At 59.6% G+C, this 17477-nt stretch carries 15 protein-coding genes; 3 read left to right on the forward strand and 12 right to left on the reverse strand.

Going from position 1 to position 17477, the window contains the following annotated elements; all coding sequences use genetic code 11:
* Positions 1-8 precede the first annotated feature (8 nt).
* The 3 genes from RAM15_RS08175 to RAM15_RS08185 all read right to left on the reverse strand — a co-directional run bounded on the left by RAM15_RS08175 (position 9) and on the right by RAM15_RS08185 (position 3060).
* On the reverse strand, positions 9-821 hold the full coding sequence (locus RAM15_RS08175) for a carbohydrate ABC transporter permease (RefSeq protein WP_121914913.1): 813 nt from the start codon (positions 819-821) through the stop codon (positions 9-11).
* A complete protein-coding gene (locus tag RAM15_RS08180) occupies positions 821-1771 on the reverse strand; it encodes a carbohydrate ABC transporter permease (RefSeq protein WP_306221496.1) in 951 nt (316 codons plus the stop codon). The genes RAM15_RS08175 and RAM15_RS08180 overlap by 1 nt, the downstream gene beginning before the upstream one ends.
* A 98-nt stretch (positions 1772-1869) precedes the next feature.
* Complete coding sequence (locus RAM15_RS08185) at positions 1870-3060, reverse strand: sugar ABC transporter substrate-binding protein (protein ID WP_306221497.1); 1191 nt, start codon at positions 3058-3060, stop codon at positions 1870-1872.
* Between the two features lie 227 nt (positions 3061-3287).
* Here RAM15_RS08185 and RAM15_RS08190 point away from each other — a divergent pair, with 227 nt between their 5' ends.
* Positions 3288-4298 carry a LacI family DNA-binding transcriptional regulator gene (locus RAM15_RS08190; protein WP_306221498.1) on the forward strand — a complete coding sequence of 337 codons (1011 nt, stop codon included), beginning with the start codon at positions 3288-3290 and terminating at the stop codon, positions 4296-4298.
* Between the two features lie 77 nt (positions 4299-4375).
* On the opposite strand, the gene RAM15_RS08195 is transcribed toward RAM15_RS08190, so the two are convergent.
* A complete protein-coding gene (locus RAM15_RS08195) occupies positions 4376-4780 on the reverse strand; it encodes a DUF4186 domain-containing protein (RefSeq protein WP_306221499.1) in 405 nt (134 codons plus the stop codon).
* A 189-nt stretch (positions 4781-4969) separates the two neighbouring features.
* On the opposite strand from RAM15_RS08195, the gene RAM15_RS08200 reads away from it, so the two are divergent.
* Positions 4970-6259 carry a class I SAM-dependent methyltransferase gene (locus tag RAM15_RS08200; RefSeq protein ID WP_306221500.1) on the forward strand — a complete coding sequence of 430 codons (1290 nt, stop codon included), beginning with the start codon at positions 4970-4972 and terminating at the stop codon, positions 6257-6259.
* A gap of 73 nt (positions 6260-6332) precedes the next feature.
* Here RAM15_RS08200 and RAM15_RS08205 read toward each other — a convergent pair whose 3' ends face one another.
* From RAM15_RS08205 to RAM15_RS08240, 8 genes are all read right to left on the reverse strand, one after another.
* On the reverse strand, positions 6333-6884 hold the full coding sequence (locus tag RAM15_RS08205) for an FMN-binding protein (protein WP_306221501.1): 552 nt from the start codon (positions 6882-6884) through the stop codon (positions 6333-6335).
* A gap of 1 nt (position 6885) precedes the next feature.
* On the reverse strand, positions 6886-7713 hold the full coding sequence (locus RAM15_RS08210; protein ID WP_101433096.1) for an ABC transporter ATP-binding protein: 828 nt from the start codon (positions 7711-7713) through the stop codon (positions 6886-6888).
* Positions 7714-7757: 44 nt separating this feature from the next.
* On the reverse strand, positions 7758-8924 hold the full coding sequence (locus tag RAM15_RS08215; RefSeq protein ID WP_306222276.1) for an ABC transporter permease: 1167 nt from the start codon (positions 8922-8924) through the stop codon (positions 7758-7760).
* A gap of 16 nt (positions 8925-8940) precedes the next feature.
* Positions 8941-10251 carry an ABC transporter permease gene (locus RAM15_RS08220; protein ID WP_306221502.1) on the reverse strand — a complete coding sequence of 437 codons (1311 nt, stop codon included), beginning with the start codon at positions 10249-10251 and terminating at the stop codon, positions 8941-8943.
* Positions 10252-10272: 21 nt separating this feature from the next.
* Positions 10273-11547 carry a DUF2318 domain-containing protein gene (locus RAM15_RS08225; RefSeq protein ID WP_306221503.1) on the reverse strand — a complete coding sequence of 425 codons (1275 nt, stop codon included), beginning with the start codon at positions 11545-11547 and terminating at the stop codon, positions 10273-10275.
* 13 nt (positions 11548-11560) lie between these two features.
* Positions 11561-12184: an iron transporter gene (locus RAM15_RS08230; RefSeq protein WP_045925021.1), complete on the reverse strand. Its 624-nt coding sequence runs from the start codon at positions 12182-12184 to the stop codon at positions 11561-11563.
* Positions 12181-13995 carry an FTR1 family iron permease gene (locus RAM15_RS08235; RefSeq protein WP_306221504.1) on the reverse strand — a complete coding sequence of 605 codons (1815 nt, stop codon included), beginning with the start codon at positions 13993-13995 and terminating at the stop codon, positions 12181-12183. Before RAM15_RS08235 ends, RAM15_RS08230 begins: the two co-directional genes overlap by 4 nt.
* Positions 13996-14154: 159 nt before the next feature.
* Positions 14155-15645 carry an amino acid permease gene (locus tag RAM15_RS08240; RefSeq protein ID WP_306221505.1) on the reverse strand — a complete coding sequence of 497 codons (1491 nt, stop codon included), beginning with the start codon at positions 15643-15645 and terminating at the stop codon, positions 14155-14157.
* Positions 15646-15947: 302 nt separating this feature from the next.
* Between RAM15_RS08240 and RAM15_RS08245 the strand changes: the two genes are divergently transcribed.
* Positions 15948-17405: an amino acid permease gene (locus tag RAM15_RS08245; protein ID WP_306221506.1), complete on the forward strand. Its 1458-nt coding sequence runs from the start codon at positions 15948-15950 to the stop codon at positions 17403-17405.
* Positions 17406-17477 lie beyond the last annotated feature (72 nt).

Here is a 17477-nt window from a genome sequence, read left to right on the forward strand (position 1 = left end):
GCGCAAACTCAGTCTTTAACAGCTCCTGCCGTAACCCCTGCCGCTACGTATTTCTGGGCAAAGACCAGCAATATCGTCGCTGGAATCGATGAGAGAACAGCAGTCGCCATCATCGGTCCCCACTCCTGTGTTTGAGCCCCGATATAGGCATATAGTCCCAAGGTTATCGGTCGCCTGCTGCCTCCACCATCCAGAGTACTGGCAAAGAGGAAGTCCGACCATGCCCACAAAAAGGCGAACAGGCTGACAGTAACAATGGAATTGCGTGACAGTGGGATGACGATGCTGATGAACCGCCTCATTTTTGTCGCGCCATCAACTTCTGCTGCCTCCAAGAGGGATATGGGAATGCTCTCCATGAATGAAGTCAGGAGCATAACCGCGAACGGAACGGCAATTGTTGAATCCGCAAGTACCAGCCCGGGAATCGTATCAAGCAGGCCGATCTTGTTGTAGATCTCATAGAATCCCAGCGTGACAACAACGGCGGGAATCATCTGTGCGACAATCAACAGAAAACTGATCACTCTTGAGCCTCGTACACGCAATAGCGATAGGGCATATGCCGAGGGCAAGGCTATGAGCAAGGTCAAAATCACACAGCACAGGGCCAGGATGATCGAGGTGGCCAGATTGGGCAGCTGGATATCAAGCACTCTGGCGTAATTATCCAGAGTGAAATCCTTCGGAAACAGGTCACCTGATCTGATGGACCCCTTTGCGGTGAAAGAGATATTGACCATCCAGTAAACAGGGAACAGCATAATAGCCGTGAAGAATATTCCCAGCGCAGTTTTGAGACCAGAATGTCTGTGCATCATCAGTTCTCCTCCTGAGACTTCTGCACCCATAGGTAGATGAAACCGAACACCAGGGCGACCAGTATCAGGATGCTGCCCAAAACCGCCGCCTGCGAGTACTTGATCGTGGCAGAAGTTCCCTTGCCGAAGGCCATGGAGTACGCCCACGTCGCCAGAGTTTTAGAGCTTCCTGTGCCCATGCTCATCACCCAGATCACGTCTACAACCTTCAAGGTGTATACGAAGCCGAGCAGCAGAGTAATGGATGTGACCGGCCGCAACAGCGGAAACGTGATATTCCAGAATCGGTTCCAAGCATTACAACCGTCCAAGGCGGCAGCCTCATAAAGATCGACGCTGATATTCTGCAATCCCGAATAGAGAATAACCAAGTTGAAGGGAATGCCAAGCCAGATATTGGCAATGGTTACCGCCCACAGCGAATGATCTGCCTGCAGCCACCAAATTGGAGCAATACCGAATAAGCCGAGGAATTTGTTGAGAATTCCGCTATCCGGATTCATCATCCATTGCCATGTAGTCCCTGAGACGATCAGAGGCAAGAGCCAGGGGATGAGCATGATGCCACGCAAAAGTCCCGACAATTTGAAGTTATCGTTGAAGAATACCGCCAGAGCCAAACCAATAACGTATTGGAAGACCAGCGAAACCACCACAAAGATCAAAGTCTGCAGGACCACAGGCCAGAATTCAGATGAAGTGATCACCTCACGATAAATATCCAGCCCCGCGAACGGGGCATCGCCGGTAACGAAAGTGCGTCGAGTATAACGATGCAGGCTCATCGATATGTTCTGGATGAGTGGCGCTGCATAGAAAATTAATAGGTAGACAATCAATGGCAGCACGAATCCGATTGCTGCTATCCGCCCGTCTAATCTGCGAAGTATGCCACTACGACGATTCGATCGTCTCGACAGCTCGCTCATTTCACTCGATTCGTGTTCCATGGAGTCCCGTCCCTTTCACACACGTCTTCAATATCCAATCCACGGCGGTACAGGGGTCAAATCAGACCTCCGATACCGCCGAGGATGTTTGCTTCACTTCATTGCTTGTTGAGAGCATTCAGCAGGGATTCAGATAGAGAAGCGGAAGTCTCTTCATACTTAAGGCCGAGATCGGAAGTACGGCCCTGAGCTTTCTCGATTGAAGCTTCCCACTGGGCTAGTCCGGCGTTTTCCTTTACCTGGCGGCTACGCACGCTCTTCTTGGCGGAAAGATTGCTCAATGCGTTATTAACCTTGAAGAGTTTGTCAGGCTCAGACAAGCACGAAATCACCTTTACTGCCTTGTCATAATGCTCTTTGGCATTTTTCTTGTGTGTTGCCACCATGGCGAATTCACCACCAGTGGGGACCGGGGCCACACCGCCGTCCTTGGCGGGGATGGGGATCATTTTGGCATTTGCCTTGTCGGCCTCTGCCTGCATCCAAGTGCCAATTTCAACGAAACCATAGTCTCCGGCAAGGAAAAGATCCCAAGCGGCCGATTGCGTATCGGTGGTTGCGGACTTGGGGGCCCAACCCTTCTTTATCCAGCCCGCAAGCAGATTCTGAGCATCAGTCCGTGCCTGTGAATCCGGATGCTTCAAATCGCCCTTGGCGCCCCAGAACCAGGGCAAAAATTGGAATACGCCCTCTTCACCGGATATCCCGGAAAATGCAATTCCCTTATGACCGGAATTAACCACAGCCTCAATTGCTTTATTCAGCGAATCCCAATCATGGATACTAGAGACATCGACTCCTGCCTCACTAATGATTTTGGGATTATAAATAAGGCCTAATGTGTTGGATCCACCGAGTGGAACTCCGTAGGTCACCTTGTTTACAATCCCTGGCGCCTCTAAGTTGGCATCATAGCCCGTTGCTTTCAGACCGGTTTCATCCCCGCCGGCGACCAAAGCAGCATCAACTGCCGAAGGAATCATGGGGTTGTCAATCACAGCTACATCTGGGCCATTGTCTTCCTTGACGGCAGTAGTCAGATTATTAAGCAAATCGGATGTGGCGATGGACTGTCGCTTGATGGTGTACCCTTCCGGAGCGCAGGATTTGACCAGCTTATCGAACTCGGATCCATTGGTATGACGCGTCCAGTCGTCCCAGAACTGTATGGTCTTATCGTTCTTCCCAGCCTCTTTTGACGAGGAACCACAGGCACTTACCCCAAAGGTAGTAGCACAGACGCACACCAGTGCCGCCGTTTTGATCATCGCCGACTTTATCCTTTGCATATAAACTCCTCCTTGAGTATTCCGCTCAGTCTTCATTGTGGAAGTAAGGTTTACAACCACTATGTAAACCGGTTTTACAAACCGGTTTACATCACTATATACCGCCACCTGATCCTACGCAAATCACCATTCTGGAATCGGGCATTCTTCAGCTCTGAAGCAAGACTTATCTAAGCCCGCGGGATATCATGAATGGTAATCCCAAAATGGTTGAAAGGAACGGCACAGTGTCCACCATCAATGATGTGGCCAGAGAGGCAGGCGTCTCGAAAACAACCGTTTCCTTTGTTCTCACTGGCTTTCGATCAGTCTCGAAAGAAACAGAAGCCAAAGTCAGAGCAGCTATGGACAAGCTAGGATATGTGGCCAATCATTCCGCACAAAGTCTGTCAACCTCCAAAACGAACACTATAGGTGTCATCACCAGCAACCGACAAGGTGCATACTTCGAGCTGGCCAGAGGCGCTTATATCAATTGGCTCTCGAAGGCGGCGACCAGCGCAGGTTACGATATGCTCATCGTCAACGACCCGGATGGAACGGCCACAGCCAATGTCTGCCAGTCGCACAAGGCGGATGGCCTCATTTTTCTGGATGTACGGAGGAAAGACCCTCGAATCCTGTTTGCTGCCAAGTCAGGAATACCGACTGTCTGTCTTGGCGTTCCCGATGACAGGATGAATCTGGATGTTGTCGACACGGATTTCGGACATGCAGCATCTAGCATGGTCGAGAAACTTGCGTCTGAAGGTCATAACAACATCTGCCTGATAACCCTGCCCCAGCCCATTCTGGACCAGGAACTCAATGACACATTCAGATTTATCCAATCTGCCAACAAGACTTCCCAACGCCTTGGTCTCAATCTCAGCATCCGTACTTGTACCACTGATACGGAAAAAATCGAAAGCGAGCTTGATGGCATCCTATCCATGCAGGAAGGGACAACCGCTTATATCATCCAAAATGAATCTGCAACCCTGGTCTTTCATCACCTCATGGAAATCAGACACATACCCATTCCTGAGCAATATTCAGTATTGGTCTCATGCGAGAAACAGATGTCAGATGCGCTCTATATGCCATTTTCGGCCTGGCAGAATGATGTTCAGCTTGTCACTGAAACGGCAGTAAAAACGCTCATCAACCACTTCAGACACCCAAAGCGCAAGCCCCAATTCAAGCTTCTGCAAGGGCAATATATGGACCGCGGCACTATTGCGTCGCCCTGGGAGTAAACCTATCCATCATCATGAAAGAGAAGAGCCGTGTCTGGAAACTCGTGCTCGATTGGCCAAAACCCGGCGGTGGTAATTTATCGGACCGGATGATTCACCAAATCGCGCTCGATCCAGGCCATGACCAGCCTGGCCAGAGCATCAACCTCTGCATCGGTCAGAGCCCGGCCGCGCGGGATGTGGTGCCAGCGCTCGATGCACCCACGGCAGCAGGTGGCCGTGGCATGCTGGGCTGTGAAGACCGGATGCCCGCGGTAGGGGGTCTGCTTGCCGTCCTTCAAAGGGTGGGCAGGCCCCACACGCTTGGCCAGCATCTCATGGGCGTGGCGGTCGATGGTATCCCTGCCCTTGGCGCGGGCGTAGGCGCGATCCTTGGCCGATAAAGAGAATCCAGCGCGGAAGCGCGAATGCCCCAATCTGGCAAGCGTGTGCTGAATCCAGGCCTCATCTGCCCCGGCCGACGCTGATCCGCTGCTGGTCATTTCCTGCTCGCCTCCCTGTTCAGCCTTACCAAAGAGTCTGTACCCAGGCAAGGTTTCCCATGCGGAATAATTCACTGAACATGACACTGATAGGGACCAGTGTCAGGGGTAGGGTGAAAACAGTACTTGTATCCACTAACTACCAGACCCGCCATGTTCGGTCATGTCCGGGTCACACAAGGGGGCTTCATGGCCAAAAGCAAGATGACTGTAGCCGAGATGATCGGGCTCTTCCTCACCCCTGACGCGCCTGTGCAGGTGACCGCCTTCGATGGGTCGGTCTTCGGGCAGGACCAAGCGCCGCTGCATCTGGAAGTCAAGAATTCCCGTGCCATGTACTACATCACGGAAAATCCCAACGACCTGGGTCTGGCCCGGGCCTACCTGCAGGGCGATCTGGATTCTCCCGAGCTGCTGCCAGGCAACCCCTACCAGGTTCTCAAGGAATTGATGGGCCTCAAGCACTTCGTCAAGCATCCCAGCAAGATGGAGCTGGCCCGGGCAGCTGCGGCCGTCTTCTCACACGGGGTGCGCGTACCCGAGCCGCCGGCCATCGAAGGGCCCTCCCTGGCCAAGCGACTGACTGAGGGCATCCGTCCCCACACCCGCCGGGGCGACGCAGCCACCGTCAGCTACCACTACGACCAGTCCAACGACTTCTACCGGCTCTTCCTGGGCTCCTCCATGACCTACACCTGCGCCGTCTTCGAGAAGGAGGACGACAGCCTGGAGGACGCTCAGTGGCACAAGCTCAACATGGTCCTGGACAAGATGCACCTGAACAAGGGCGACCGTCTGCTGGACGTGGGCTGCGGCTGGGGCTCCATGGAGATCGCGGCCGCCCGCCGCGGCATTCACGTCATCGGCGTGACTCTAGCTGAGGAGCAGGTCGAGTGGGCTCAGAACTGGATTCGTCAGGAGGGCCTGCAGGATCTGGCCGAGGTCAGGCTGATGGACTACCGCGACGTGCCCGAGTCCGGATTCGATGGAATCTGCTCCATCGGCATGATGGAGCATGTGGGCTACAAGCAGTACCCCTCCTACTTCAAGGAGATGATGGACAAGCTGCGTCCGGGCGGCATCCTGCTCAACCACCAGATCACCCGCACCAACTCCCATGACCACAAGCGGGCCGGCGGCTTCATCGACCGCTACATCTTCCCCGACGGCGAGCTGGCCAGCCCGGCCGAGATCGAACTGGCCATCCAGGACACCGGCTTCGAGGTCATCACCCAGGAGAACCTGCGCCAGCACTATGCGCTGACCCTCAAGCACTGGACTGAGAACCTCCAGGAGCACTGGGGCCAGGCCAAGCCCATGGTGGGCGAGCCCAAGGCGCGTCTCTGGGGCCTGTACATGGCCGGCGCGCGGCTCAACTTCGAGCTCGACAACATTCAAATACACCAGTTCCAGTGCATCAAGCCCGATCCCGAGACCGGCACGGACACCTACCCGCTGCGTCCTTGGTGGGATCGCTAGTTGATCTGAAGAAAAGGGGCGAGGAATCGAATCCTCGCCCCTTTTTGTCTCTGCCACCCGTGCAGCCCGGTTCTCAGGAAGACCTGTCCGCCGAAGCCTCCAGCCGAGCCAGGTCCAGGGCCTTGTTGAAGGCGTCCGAGGTCCAGCTGGCCCCGGCCACCTTCTCCACCTTGAGGTCTTTGAGCGGACGCCCTTGGACCACACCGGGCACAGCCCGGGCGAAGCGTTCCATGTGACCGCGTGAAATGGGCGAGTCCGAATGCCCCTGGACCTGGACCCGGCTCACCTGCCCTCCCGACAGATCCAGATCCACATCGATGGTGTCGGCCCCGTCACGCCCGTACTTGCCCGTCAGAGCGTAGGTGCCGTCATGATAGTTGCCCGTGTCGGCCGGAGCGGCCGGCAACCCATCACGCGAGACGGCCGTAGGCTTGCCCTCGCCCGCCGCGCCGGGTCCTTCCGCTGACCCTGGAGCAGAGCTGGACTCTGCGCCTGACCCGGCGAACTCGTCGTCCATGGGCTTGGCCTGCTGGCTTCCGCAGCCGCCCAAAAGAGAGCCCACCGCCACCAGGGTCGCCAATGTTGCCGAGGCCGTGGCCAGTCCCCGAGACTTGCTTTTAGCCATTTCAACGCCCTCCTTCTGCATCAGCAGCCGATCCCGGCAGGGTGCCGCCGGTCTTGGCCGTCTTGGTGGGGTCGTGGAAGCCCACCGGAATATCCTGGTCCCCGGAATCGCCAGGAGCTCCACTGAAGGCCGGCCGACCTCCGGCTGCCAGGTAGGCCCGCTTGGCCTCCTCATCATTCCACTGCTCGCCGGCCAGCACACCGTGGTTGAGCATGATCTCCCGCTGAGCGCAGGAGGCCACCAGGGCATCGTGGGTGACCACAATCAGGGAGGTTCCCTGGTCATGCAATTGCCGGAAGAGGTCCAGCACGATCCTCTCATTGGCCTCGTCCAGGTTGCCAGTGGGCTCGTCAGCAAGGATCAGCTTGGGCTCATTGATCAGCGCCCGGGCCACGCAGACCCGCTGCTGCTCGCCGCCCGAAAGCTGGCTGGGCAGATGGCGGGCTCGATCCGCCAGGCCCACCCGGTCCAGGGCCTTCATGGCCTGGTCCTCGTCCACCACTGAATGGTAGTACTGGGCCACCATGACGTTCTCCAGGGCGGTCAGATGCGGGACCAGGTAGAACTTCTGGAAGACCAGGCCGATCACGTTCTTGCGCACATCGGCCAGCTGGGACTGACTCAGATCCTCCAACGGCCGCCCCTGCAGGCGGACCGAGCCACGGCTGGGTGTGTCCATGCAGCCCAGAATGTTCATCAGGGTTGTCTTGCCTGAGCCGGAGGACCCCACCACGGCCAGCCACTGACCTTGCGGGACGCTCAGATTCAGGTCGTCCAAAGCATGCAGATCGCCGTAGATCTTGGATACATGGTCCAGATCCAGCAGCATGCCGCCGCCCGATTGGCCCTCGCTCGCCTTTGCCTGCGTCATTGTCATTCCTCCCTCAAAACCAGAGCCGGGTCGATACGCGAAGCCCGGAGGACCGGCCGGATGGATGCGATCATGGATATGGCCACGCTCAGCAGGACCGTGCCCAGGGCCAGCCACCAGTTGAAGCCCAGCGGCCGCTGGAAGACGGACAGGCAGAGCAGCCGGGCGAAGCCATAGCCCAGAGCGGTGCCGATCAGGCCTCCTGCCAATCCGTAGCAGGCCGACTCAGCCAGAAACTCCATGGCTATCCCCCGCGAGGAGGCGCCCAGAGCCTTGCGCAGGCCGATCTCGCTACGCCGCTGGGAGACGATGGAGGCCATGGTGGTCCCCACGCCCACAAAGGTCAGGACCAGCACCACCACCGAAACCAGCCAGAAGAGCGACTGGAGCATGGCGATGGTGTGGCTGTCGCCCGCTGTGATCCTGGTGACCGGCCGGGCCTTGACCCCCATGGAGGTCATGTCGTTGATGCTGGCAGCGATGGTCTTCAGCCCAGAAGTCATGGTGTTGACCGAGTATTCGATGACATCGGTACCCCGCTTGGCCCCGGTCAGGAGCTCCAGGTCAGCCAGGTCGGCGTAAATGATCCGATCTTCAGAACCGCCAGTATCGACAATGCCTCCCACACGAAAGTCACGACCCTGCCCCCCGGTCTTGCCTGTGGCGGTGACCTTTCCAGCGGGGTAACCAATAGTTATCTGCTTACCGGTGGTCAGCCCCAGTGAATCTGCCAGATCCCGCCCTACCATGACCGAACCGGACTGTGGCCAGGATCCCTCAACACTCCAGTGACGGTTGAGCTGACGCACCTGGTCGGGGTGGATGCCGGCCATCTCGCGGGCCCCGGCATTGACCTGCACCGTCTCATATCGATAGGTGGCGTACCGCGCCGGGGCCTTGGCAGTCACCATGTGGGTGGTGTGGTCCACCATGCTCTGCTCGATGCCGGAGCCGGACCGATTGCCTCCCTGAATGGGCGAGACAACCAGGTTGGCCCCGTAGGAGCGCATCTCCTGGTTGATCTGCCTGGGGGCTTCGATGCAGACCGCCGCCAGGCAGAAAAGGGTGGCCGCACCCACCAAGGAGGCCACCACGGCCATCAGGGCCCGGCCCCTACGGCGGAAGACGGCCCCGAAGAGCATGGTCAGGAACATACGAGTGTTGGTCATATGGCTTGTATGGCGATCAGCGGCCATGAAGCACCTCCGCCGGCCGAAGCCGCAGAATCGATCTGATGGACGAAATGGACGCCAGCAGCACGGTCAGGGCCAGCAGCACGAAGACCAGCACAAAGACCATGGGCCTCATGGTGATGCCCGAGCCGAAGACCACTCTGCCAACAATCTGTGCCACTCCGGAGCCCAGCAGGGCGCCGACCAGAGCCCCAGCCAAGGCGATCAGCGCCGTCTCGGCCAGCACCAGTCGGGACACGGCCCCGTCAGTGGCGCCCAAGGCCTTGAGCAGAGCGAACTCCGAGGACCTCTCGGATATGGAGGATGCCATCAGGTTGGCCACGGCGATGGCTGCCGCCAGCAGGCTGAGCACGGTCATCAGAATCATGACCGCCTGGGTCTTTTGCAGAACGTCGCCCTGCAGGGCTGCCACCTGTCTGACCTGCTTGGCCATGGACCCGGGTATGGCCTCCTCGATCTGGTAGGCGATGGAGGACGGATAAGCCGTGCAGTACCAGGTCTCCCACTCGTCCTGGGAGAGGGCAGCAGGATTTCGTGCGGCCTTGCGGGCCAGGTCGTTCTCGGGCGTGGTCAGGGCCTTGACCTCCACCTGGTCGATCTGATCGGTCAGGCCGGACATCTCCTGCAACGGCTTGGTAGGCAGGTAGAGGGAGGAGGCATCAGCATCACCGGAATCGAAGATGCCCACAATGGTGACAGTCTGCTGTTTACCATCCAGACCCACCTTGACCTGGTCGCCAACTTGACGGCCACCCAGTCGTGCAGCCAGCTCCTTGCCCATCATGGCCTCAGACTTGCCGCCGGATACGGCCTCATCCTTGGGCCAGCGGCCTTGAACCTTCCACCATGGTCGAAGACCTTTCAGGCCCGCGGTGCTGCTCTCACCGCTGTCGACCTTGACGGTCCGGCCGAACCAGGTGCCCACAAGGGGGGCGGCGGCCTGGTCCACAGTGCCGCGAAGGTCCAGGCGGGGGGCAAAGTCGGTGATGTTGTAGGCCCAAAAGATGGTCTTGATCTTGGGCACCTGGGACTCCTTGAGGAAGGCTGTCGGCGTTGACTCGTCGCCTGATGGGCCGCCCTCCTGGTCGCCGTAGAGGTCGGAGACCACGGCATCCGCCTTGGCCTGGACCGTGATGTTGGATCCATAAGTAGACAGCTCTGCGTTGAGCTTGTCGCCTACGTCGAAGACCACCCCCAGCATGGCCGTAGCCACGCAGGCAGACAGGCAGACCGTGACGGCGATGAGCATTCTTCGCCCGAACTGGCGGCTGAATGACCGCAGCATCATTCGCATGAAGAACATACCAACCGCTCCTTCCCTTTTTCAGCTCTTAAAGTGCGAGGACAGGGCATCCAGGTCGGCGGTGCTGATCAGTATGGCGCCCCGGCCGGTTTTGTAGGGCAGGGGGACGGGATTACAGCCGCCCTTGAACCCGATGGTGGCCAGGTTGATGGCCACGTCGCACTTCTTGCAGATGATCTTGCCGTCTTTTTCGTAGTAGCCCGCATCCCCGCAGTTATCGCAGGCATCCAGCCCTACCCCGTAGGCCGCGCCATTCTTGCGGATGATGATGAAGCGCATCTCGGTGCCGTCCTTGGCCCGGTAGCTGAATCGATGCAGGTGGCCATCCTCCACCTGGGAGAAGCGAATGGTAGCCGTATCGGAGGTCAAGGAATACTTCTCCGGAGGCGAGAGCACAGGCACCTGGTGGGCCTGGGCCGTGCCCACGGTCAGGGCCAAGGTGACGCCGATCATGGCCACCAGGCTCCAGACCGCTGATGCCAGGGCCCTTCGACGGAAGGCCCGGTGGCTGCGGTCGTCGGCCGTGGAGGCTCCGGTCACCGGCATGCGCCAGCCTGCGACCAGGCAGGCCAGGACTGGAATGATGAAGACCAGAACCTGGGCAAGCACCAGGATGAGGTCGGCGTTGTAACCCAGGGCCATGACCCGGAAGGCCCAGCCATGCAGAAGAACCAGGCCGGTGGTCTGCATCAGGGCCACCAGGGCTACGCCGTGCCGGACCAGCAGCAGGACCACCATGAGCAGGGCGGCCAGACGGAAGGCTATTCGGGGGCAGGAGGTATGCATGGTCCTCAGAATTGCAGCCACTATCACAGCGGCAGCCAGGCCGAGCAGGAAGCCCAAGGCCCTCAGAAGCACGGCCGAGGTCATCACCGGCTCCCCCGGCTCTACAAAGGCCGTAAGCTGCAGGATGACATCGGGCAGGGCACGGAAGGTGGTCAGGGCTATGGCCAGGGCCGCCAGGGCGTTGACCAGATCCATGGCCCAGGGGCGGCGATGCCAGTCTGAAACCAGCCGGTCGGCGGCCAGCACCACCGCGATGGCCGCCAGATCGGTCAGAACGCAGGCTACCAGGGTCGGGTAGTTGACCATGGTCCGCCGGTTGATGATCACGGTGGCGCGCAGGAGGGCGAAGACCAACGCCCCCAGCACGCCGACCCCCAGACCGATCAGTCGCCAGGAGGAGGAACGGGGCCGATCGCGGCCCTCGCCCACCCCCAACAGCACACTGAAAACCATGACCAGGAGGGCCGGGGCCAGCGTCCCCGGCAAGACCGTGACAAATTGCTCAAGCATGGTGCATAGCAGCTTACCACTGGTGGGGCGTGTAGTCCCAGTCCCAGCTAACCACGATGGGCTCGGTCCAGAAGTGTCCCTTCACGCCGGTCTCCGGATCGACGTGCAGCATCCAGCCCTTCTTCTCCGGGGAGTCGATGGAATAGGTCAGCTTGTAGGATCCAGCCTTCTCCATCTTGATATTGGCTCCGTAATGCGGGCCATCCGAGGCGTTCATCTGCATGAAGGTGCCGGACTGCTTGTCGTTGGGGTCATCCTTGTTCTGGATGGTGTAGTTGACGGTCAGATCCGGAACGAACTCCCCCTTGGCATAGCCCAGGTTGTTGTTGGGCAGGGCGTGGATATCAGCCTCCAGGTGCAGGCTGGCATCCGCAGCCTTCAGCCCCATGGAGGCAGGCTCCATGTCGATGGGCTGGAAGAAGACCGTGCCGATGTTTAGAGGGCCCTTCTGCTGATCGTCGGGCGGGATGGGGATCTCTTCGAATCCGGCCCCCTTGCCCGCCGAGGACTGGGAGGCACCGGAAGCCTCAGGCGCGGGGGCCTCACGGGTGCCTGACCCGCCGGAACCGCACCCCGCCAGGGCCAGGGTGCCTGAGAGCACCAGCGCGACCAGGGCGGTCAATTGTCTCTTCTTCATGATTGTCCTTCGCTCTTTGGTGTTTGCATGGATGCCGTGACCTCAGAGGGCACAGCCCCTTCGGCAGCCTGCTCGGTTTCCGCCTGGCGGGCGGTTGCCGACGTTGACCTGCCGGAGTCCTGATTCGACTGCGCCTGCTCCTGCTTGTGCAGGCGGCGGGTCGACACAATTGCCAGCACGACCACGACCAGGGCCGCCAGGATCTGGGCGCCGATGGTCTGCGTGTATGGATACAGCCCGATCCAGTCGCTGGTGGGCACCCCGGGCAGATAGGTGGCCGGCACCAGGTCGCCCTCGATCAGGGCGTGAACCCCGCCCCCGGCGAAGATGACCACCATGACCGCCATGAGCAGGCTGGTGATGATGAAGAAGGGCCGGATGGGGATCTTGACCGAGGTGAAGCGGATGAGCACGAAAACGATGACCAGGACCACGGCGGCGGCCGCAAAACCGGTCCAGATCTCCCGTGAGCCTCCAGGGGCCATGGCGAAGATGGCCTGGTAGAACATGACCGTCTCAGCCCCCTCGCGGAAGACCGCCAGGAAGGAAAGCAGGGCCAGGGAGATCACACTGCCCTTCGAGATAGCAGCCACCGTCCGGCTTTGAATGTAGTGGTTCCAGGATTCCACAGAGGACTTGGACAGCATCCAGTTGCTGGTGTAGAGCAGCATGAGCATGGCCACCAGGGCCACCACGCCCTCCAGGATCTCCTGCTGGGGACCGTTCCCGTTGAAGAGCAGAGTGAAGAGCAGGGCCACCAGCCCGCTGGCCACCAGACCTGCCGCAATGCCCCAGTAGATGTGCCGAACCTTGTCTTTATGGCCGGACTTGACCAGGTAGGCGATGATGGCAGCCACCACCAGGATGGCCTCCAGCCCCTCCCGCAGCAGAACCACGAAGGCCTGGCCGAAGGCGGAGGTCAGGAAGGACGTCCACCCATTGACCTGGTCCGCGGCGCCTCCATCCAGAATGGCTGCATCCTCGATCAGCATGCTTTTCAGGTCGTTCACCAGGGTCTTGGCCGGCTTGCCCGCCACCATGGCCATCCGGGTCTCCTTGAACTGGTACTCGACCTGGGAGACCCTGTTGCCGCTGATGGCGTTCATGACGTTCTTCTCAAAGCCCAGCTTTTCGTAGTACTGGTAATAGGCCTTGTTGACCAGGTCGGATCCCGCCTGGCCCTGTCCCTTGGATGCCTGGGCGAGCGCCTGATCCAGGATGGGCGTCATCTCGTGGGCCACCTGGGTCCAGGTTCGATTGCCCTTGCCGGTGTTCCGATGTTTCTTGGCTGCATCTAGCCGTCGACGGTCAGCCTTGATCTGCTCCTGCTGAGCCTTGGCATAGGCGCGGGGATTGGCCAGCCCCTGGGTGGCATCCAGCTGGGAGGCCACAGCAGCCAGATCGGCCTTGAGCTTTTCACTGCCCTGGATCAGGGCCTGCCCGGCATCCGGGGCGTAGGCCTGGCTCTGCAGGGCCTGGAACTGTCCGTCCAGAGCGTTGCGCCTGTCCTGCCCCAGGGTCGATTCCACGACCGAGACGAATCCTGAACCCACGTAGCCCACGTTGTAGGCCCCCATGAACTGCGAGGCCGCCCCGGCACGATCCCCCCGGGCATAGTCCTCACACCCTCTATCCAACTGATGGGATACTGAGCCTGCCACCTGGGCCCAGCTGTCATAATCCGTGGTTCCGCTCGCCGCCATGGCCGACTGCGGGGTCTGCAGGAACAGGAATATCAGAGCCAACAGCAGGCATGAGAGCAGGGAGCCAGCGGTCCTGGCCACTCGCGTCCTGCAGACCTGTGCAACCATGGGCGATGATCTCCTTCGTCAGTCCCTCGTTATCAAGCCTGCGAGAAACGAAGGCCGATTTGACAAGTACCGAAAATCAATCTAGCCCAAGCACAAGCGGAAAAACAGACTTGTTTATAGTGTTTTGAGGCCATATAATGCGCCCACGCTCGCAGACGGTCAGTCGACCGACAACGCCTCGCCCCTGTGCTTCCACAGGCAGATGCCGCCGAAGACCAGCAGCCAGACCAATCCCAGTATGGCCGGATACCGGGTGTCGGGAGCCAGGAAGAGCGAGAGATAGATCAGGACGAAGAAGGCGATGGCAACGGCTCCAGTCACCCGGTAGGCCGGCATGATGAACCCGTCAGGCATGAAGTCCGGGCTGGTCCGGTAGCGACGGTGAGCAAGCAGGGTCAGGATGTAGATGAAGATGATGACCGCGCTCGAGCAGGAGGTGAACAGGACGAAGGTGTCCTCGAAGCCGGGCAGCAGATGCAGCACCGGAGACAGGAGGATCAACACCCCAGACAAAATGATGGCCCGGGCAGGCACCTTGCCGCGGCGTGAAATCGTATGCAGGCTGCGCATCACCGGAGAGTGGCCGGCGGCGGCCAGCTGGAAGAGGTTGCGGCCGGCGGAATAGAGCAGGGAATTCAGCGAGGAGCTGGCTGCCGTGATGACCACGAAGAAGACCAGAGCGGCCGCCCAGTCGACCCCGGCGTAGCGAAAGACCATGACGAATGGCGAGGTGAAGCTGCCGTCAGCGTTGGGGCGGAAGGAGCGCCAGGGCACGATCAGCATGATGGCGACCAAGGCGCCCACGTAGAAGATCAGCACCCTCAGGATGATCTGGTTGATGGCCTTGGGCAGGACCTTGCGGGGATTCTGGGTCTCGGAGACGGTGACCCCAACGAATTCGATCATCTCGTAGGCGAAGAAGACCATCTGGAAGCTCATGAAGAAGGCCATCCACCCGTTGGGCGCCATGCTCAGACCGGTGGTGATGTTGTCCAGGCCCGCATGGCCGGCCGGGCTGATCCGATCCTGCCCCGGCATGTGAACCGCCGGATAGTGGAAGCCCGTGATGACCATGACCACGGCCGTGGCGATCATGGCCAGGATCAGGGTGATCTTGATCATGGAGAACCAGAACTCGGTCTCCCCGAAGACCCGCACGGCAATCAGGTTGATGCACACCATGGCCGCCAGGAAGCAGAGCTCGATCAGGCCCCGCCAAGCGCTCAGATCGATGCCGAAGGTGCCGAAGAAGGTGACGAAGTAGGTGCCCACGGCAGTCAGCTCGGACATGCCGATCAGGATGAGCACGATCCAGTAGGACCAGCCGGCGAAGGATCCCCACCCCTGGCCCAGGTAGCGGCTGATGAAGGCGATGAAGGTGTGCTGGACGGGGCTGCGATACATGAGCTCGCCGATGGCCCGCATGAGCAGGTACATGATCACGCCGACGCCGATGTAGACCAGGATGATGGAGGGACCGGTCAGGGCTATGGACTTGCCCGACCCCAGGAAGAGCCCGGTGCCGATGGTGCCCCCGATGGCAATGAACTGTACATGACGGTTGCTCAGACCGCGTTCCATGCCGTCGCCTGCCGAGGCGCTGTCACCTTGATTCTGCTGCGCCAAAGGGCCATTGCCCGTACGGTTCATGCGACTGCACCTCCTTGTCTTCACAACCCATTAATCATCGCCGTCCAGGAAGGGACATCCCATCAAGGCCGGTAGGACAGCAATACCACAGAGGTGTCGATAACCGGGAACAGACGGCAGGCACCGACGCCCATGGTAGGACCCAACGGTCACGATTCGGTGAATTTAACGTCTCATATTGCGGACGTCTATATTCCACAATGCAAAGGCATGCTCATTCCGCTCGGACCGGCTCCTATAGGGTTGGCCCTGTCAGCCGGTCACATTCAGCTGACAACTACCACCTAAGGAATGACATCCCCATGGATCAACCCAAGGAGTCGCAGGGCAAGAACCTGCGCAAAACCCTGAAGAACAGGCACATCCAGCTCATCTCGCTGGGCGGCGCCATAGGGACGGGACTCTTCTACGGGTCCGGGGAATCCATCTCATTGGCAGGGCCGGCCATCATCATCGCCTATCTGATAGGCGGTCTGGCCATCTTCATGATCGTCAGGGCCATGAGCGAAATGAGCGTGGAAGACCCCAAGTCCGGCGCTTTCAGCTACTATGCCACCCGCTACTGGTCCAAGCGGGCGGGCTTCGTGTCGGGATGGAACTACTGGATGAACTACGTCCTGGTATCCATGGTCGAACTCTCCGTGGTGGGCACCTTCGTCAACTTCTGGTTCCCGGCAATCCCCGCCTGGGTCTCTGCGGCCTTCTTCCTGGTGGTCATCACAGCGGCCAATCTGATGGGAGTCAGCAAGTTCGGCGAGTTCGAGTTCTGGTTCGCCATCATCAAGATCGCGGCCATCGTCGCCATGATCATCGGCGGCCTGGCTGTCGTGGTCATGGCCCTGCCCACGGCCAACGGACTGCGGGCCTCCTTCGCCAATTGGTTCACCGTGGGCGGCGGGTTCCTGCCCAACGGACTCATGCGTCACGGGGCCAATGGCCAGTGGACCGGTCTGCTCATGTCGCTGGCGGTGGTCATGTTCAGCTTCGGCGGCACCGAGCTGATCGGCATCACCGCCGGGGAGGCCTCCGATCCCCATCGGACCATCCCCAAGGCCACCAACGCCATCATCTGGAGGATTCTGGTCTTCTACATCCTGACGCTTGGGGTGATCATGGCCGTAGTCCCCTGGAATGCCATCGGCAAGCCCAACGCACAGGGCATGGTCGTCAGCCCCTTCGTCCAGATATTCGACTCGGTGGGAGTCCACGCGGCCGCAGGCATCCTCAACTTCGTCTGCCTGACTGCGGTCATGAGCGTTTACAACTCGGCCCTCTACTCCAACTCCCGCATGCTCTTCTCCCTGGCCCGGCAGGGCAATGCCCCCAAGTACCTGGGACGGCTTTCCAAGGGAGGCGTGCCCTACGCAGGAGTGCTGACCTCAGCCTGCATCATCGCCCTGGCCGTGGTCGTGGTCTTCCTCTGGCCGCAGTTCGCCTTCAACTACCTGATGAGCATCGCCACGATCTCGGCCATCATCAACTGGTCCATGATCATGGTGACCGAGATGCTCTTCCGGCGTGCCGTAGCACGAGGCGAGGGGCCGGGCGACCTGGCTGGCAAGACCGGCAAAAGCGCTTTGAACGCCCTGCACTTCAAGCTGCCCTTTGCCAAGGTGACCCCTTGGGCGGTCCTGGCCTTCCTGGCCATGATCATGGTGCTCATGTGCTTCTCGCCCAGCTACCGTGTGGCCGTCATCGCCGGGCCCATCTGGCTGATCGTCCTTCTGACGGCCTACCAGCTGACCCAGCGGCGAGTCTGAAACCGGCGTATTCGTATTAAACAGGATCAGAAGCAGCTGGCCGATTAAGAGCGACCGGCTGTTTCGCTTAGT

It is taken from the genome of Bifidobacterium asteroides (genome assembly GCF_030758775.1).
Lineage (GTDB): Bacteria > Actinomycetota > Actinomycetes > Actinomycetales > Bifidobacteriaceae > Bombiscardovia > Bombiscardovia kimbladii.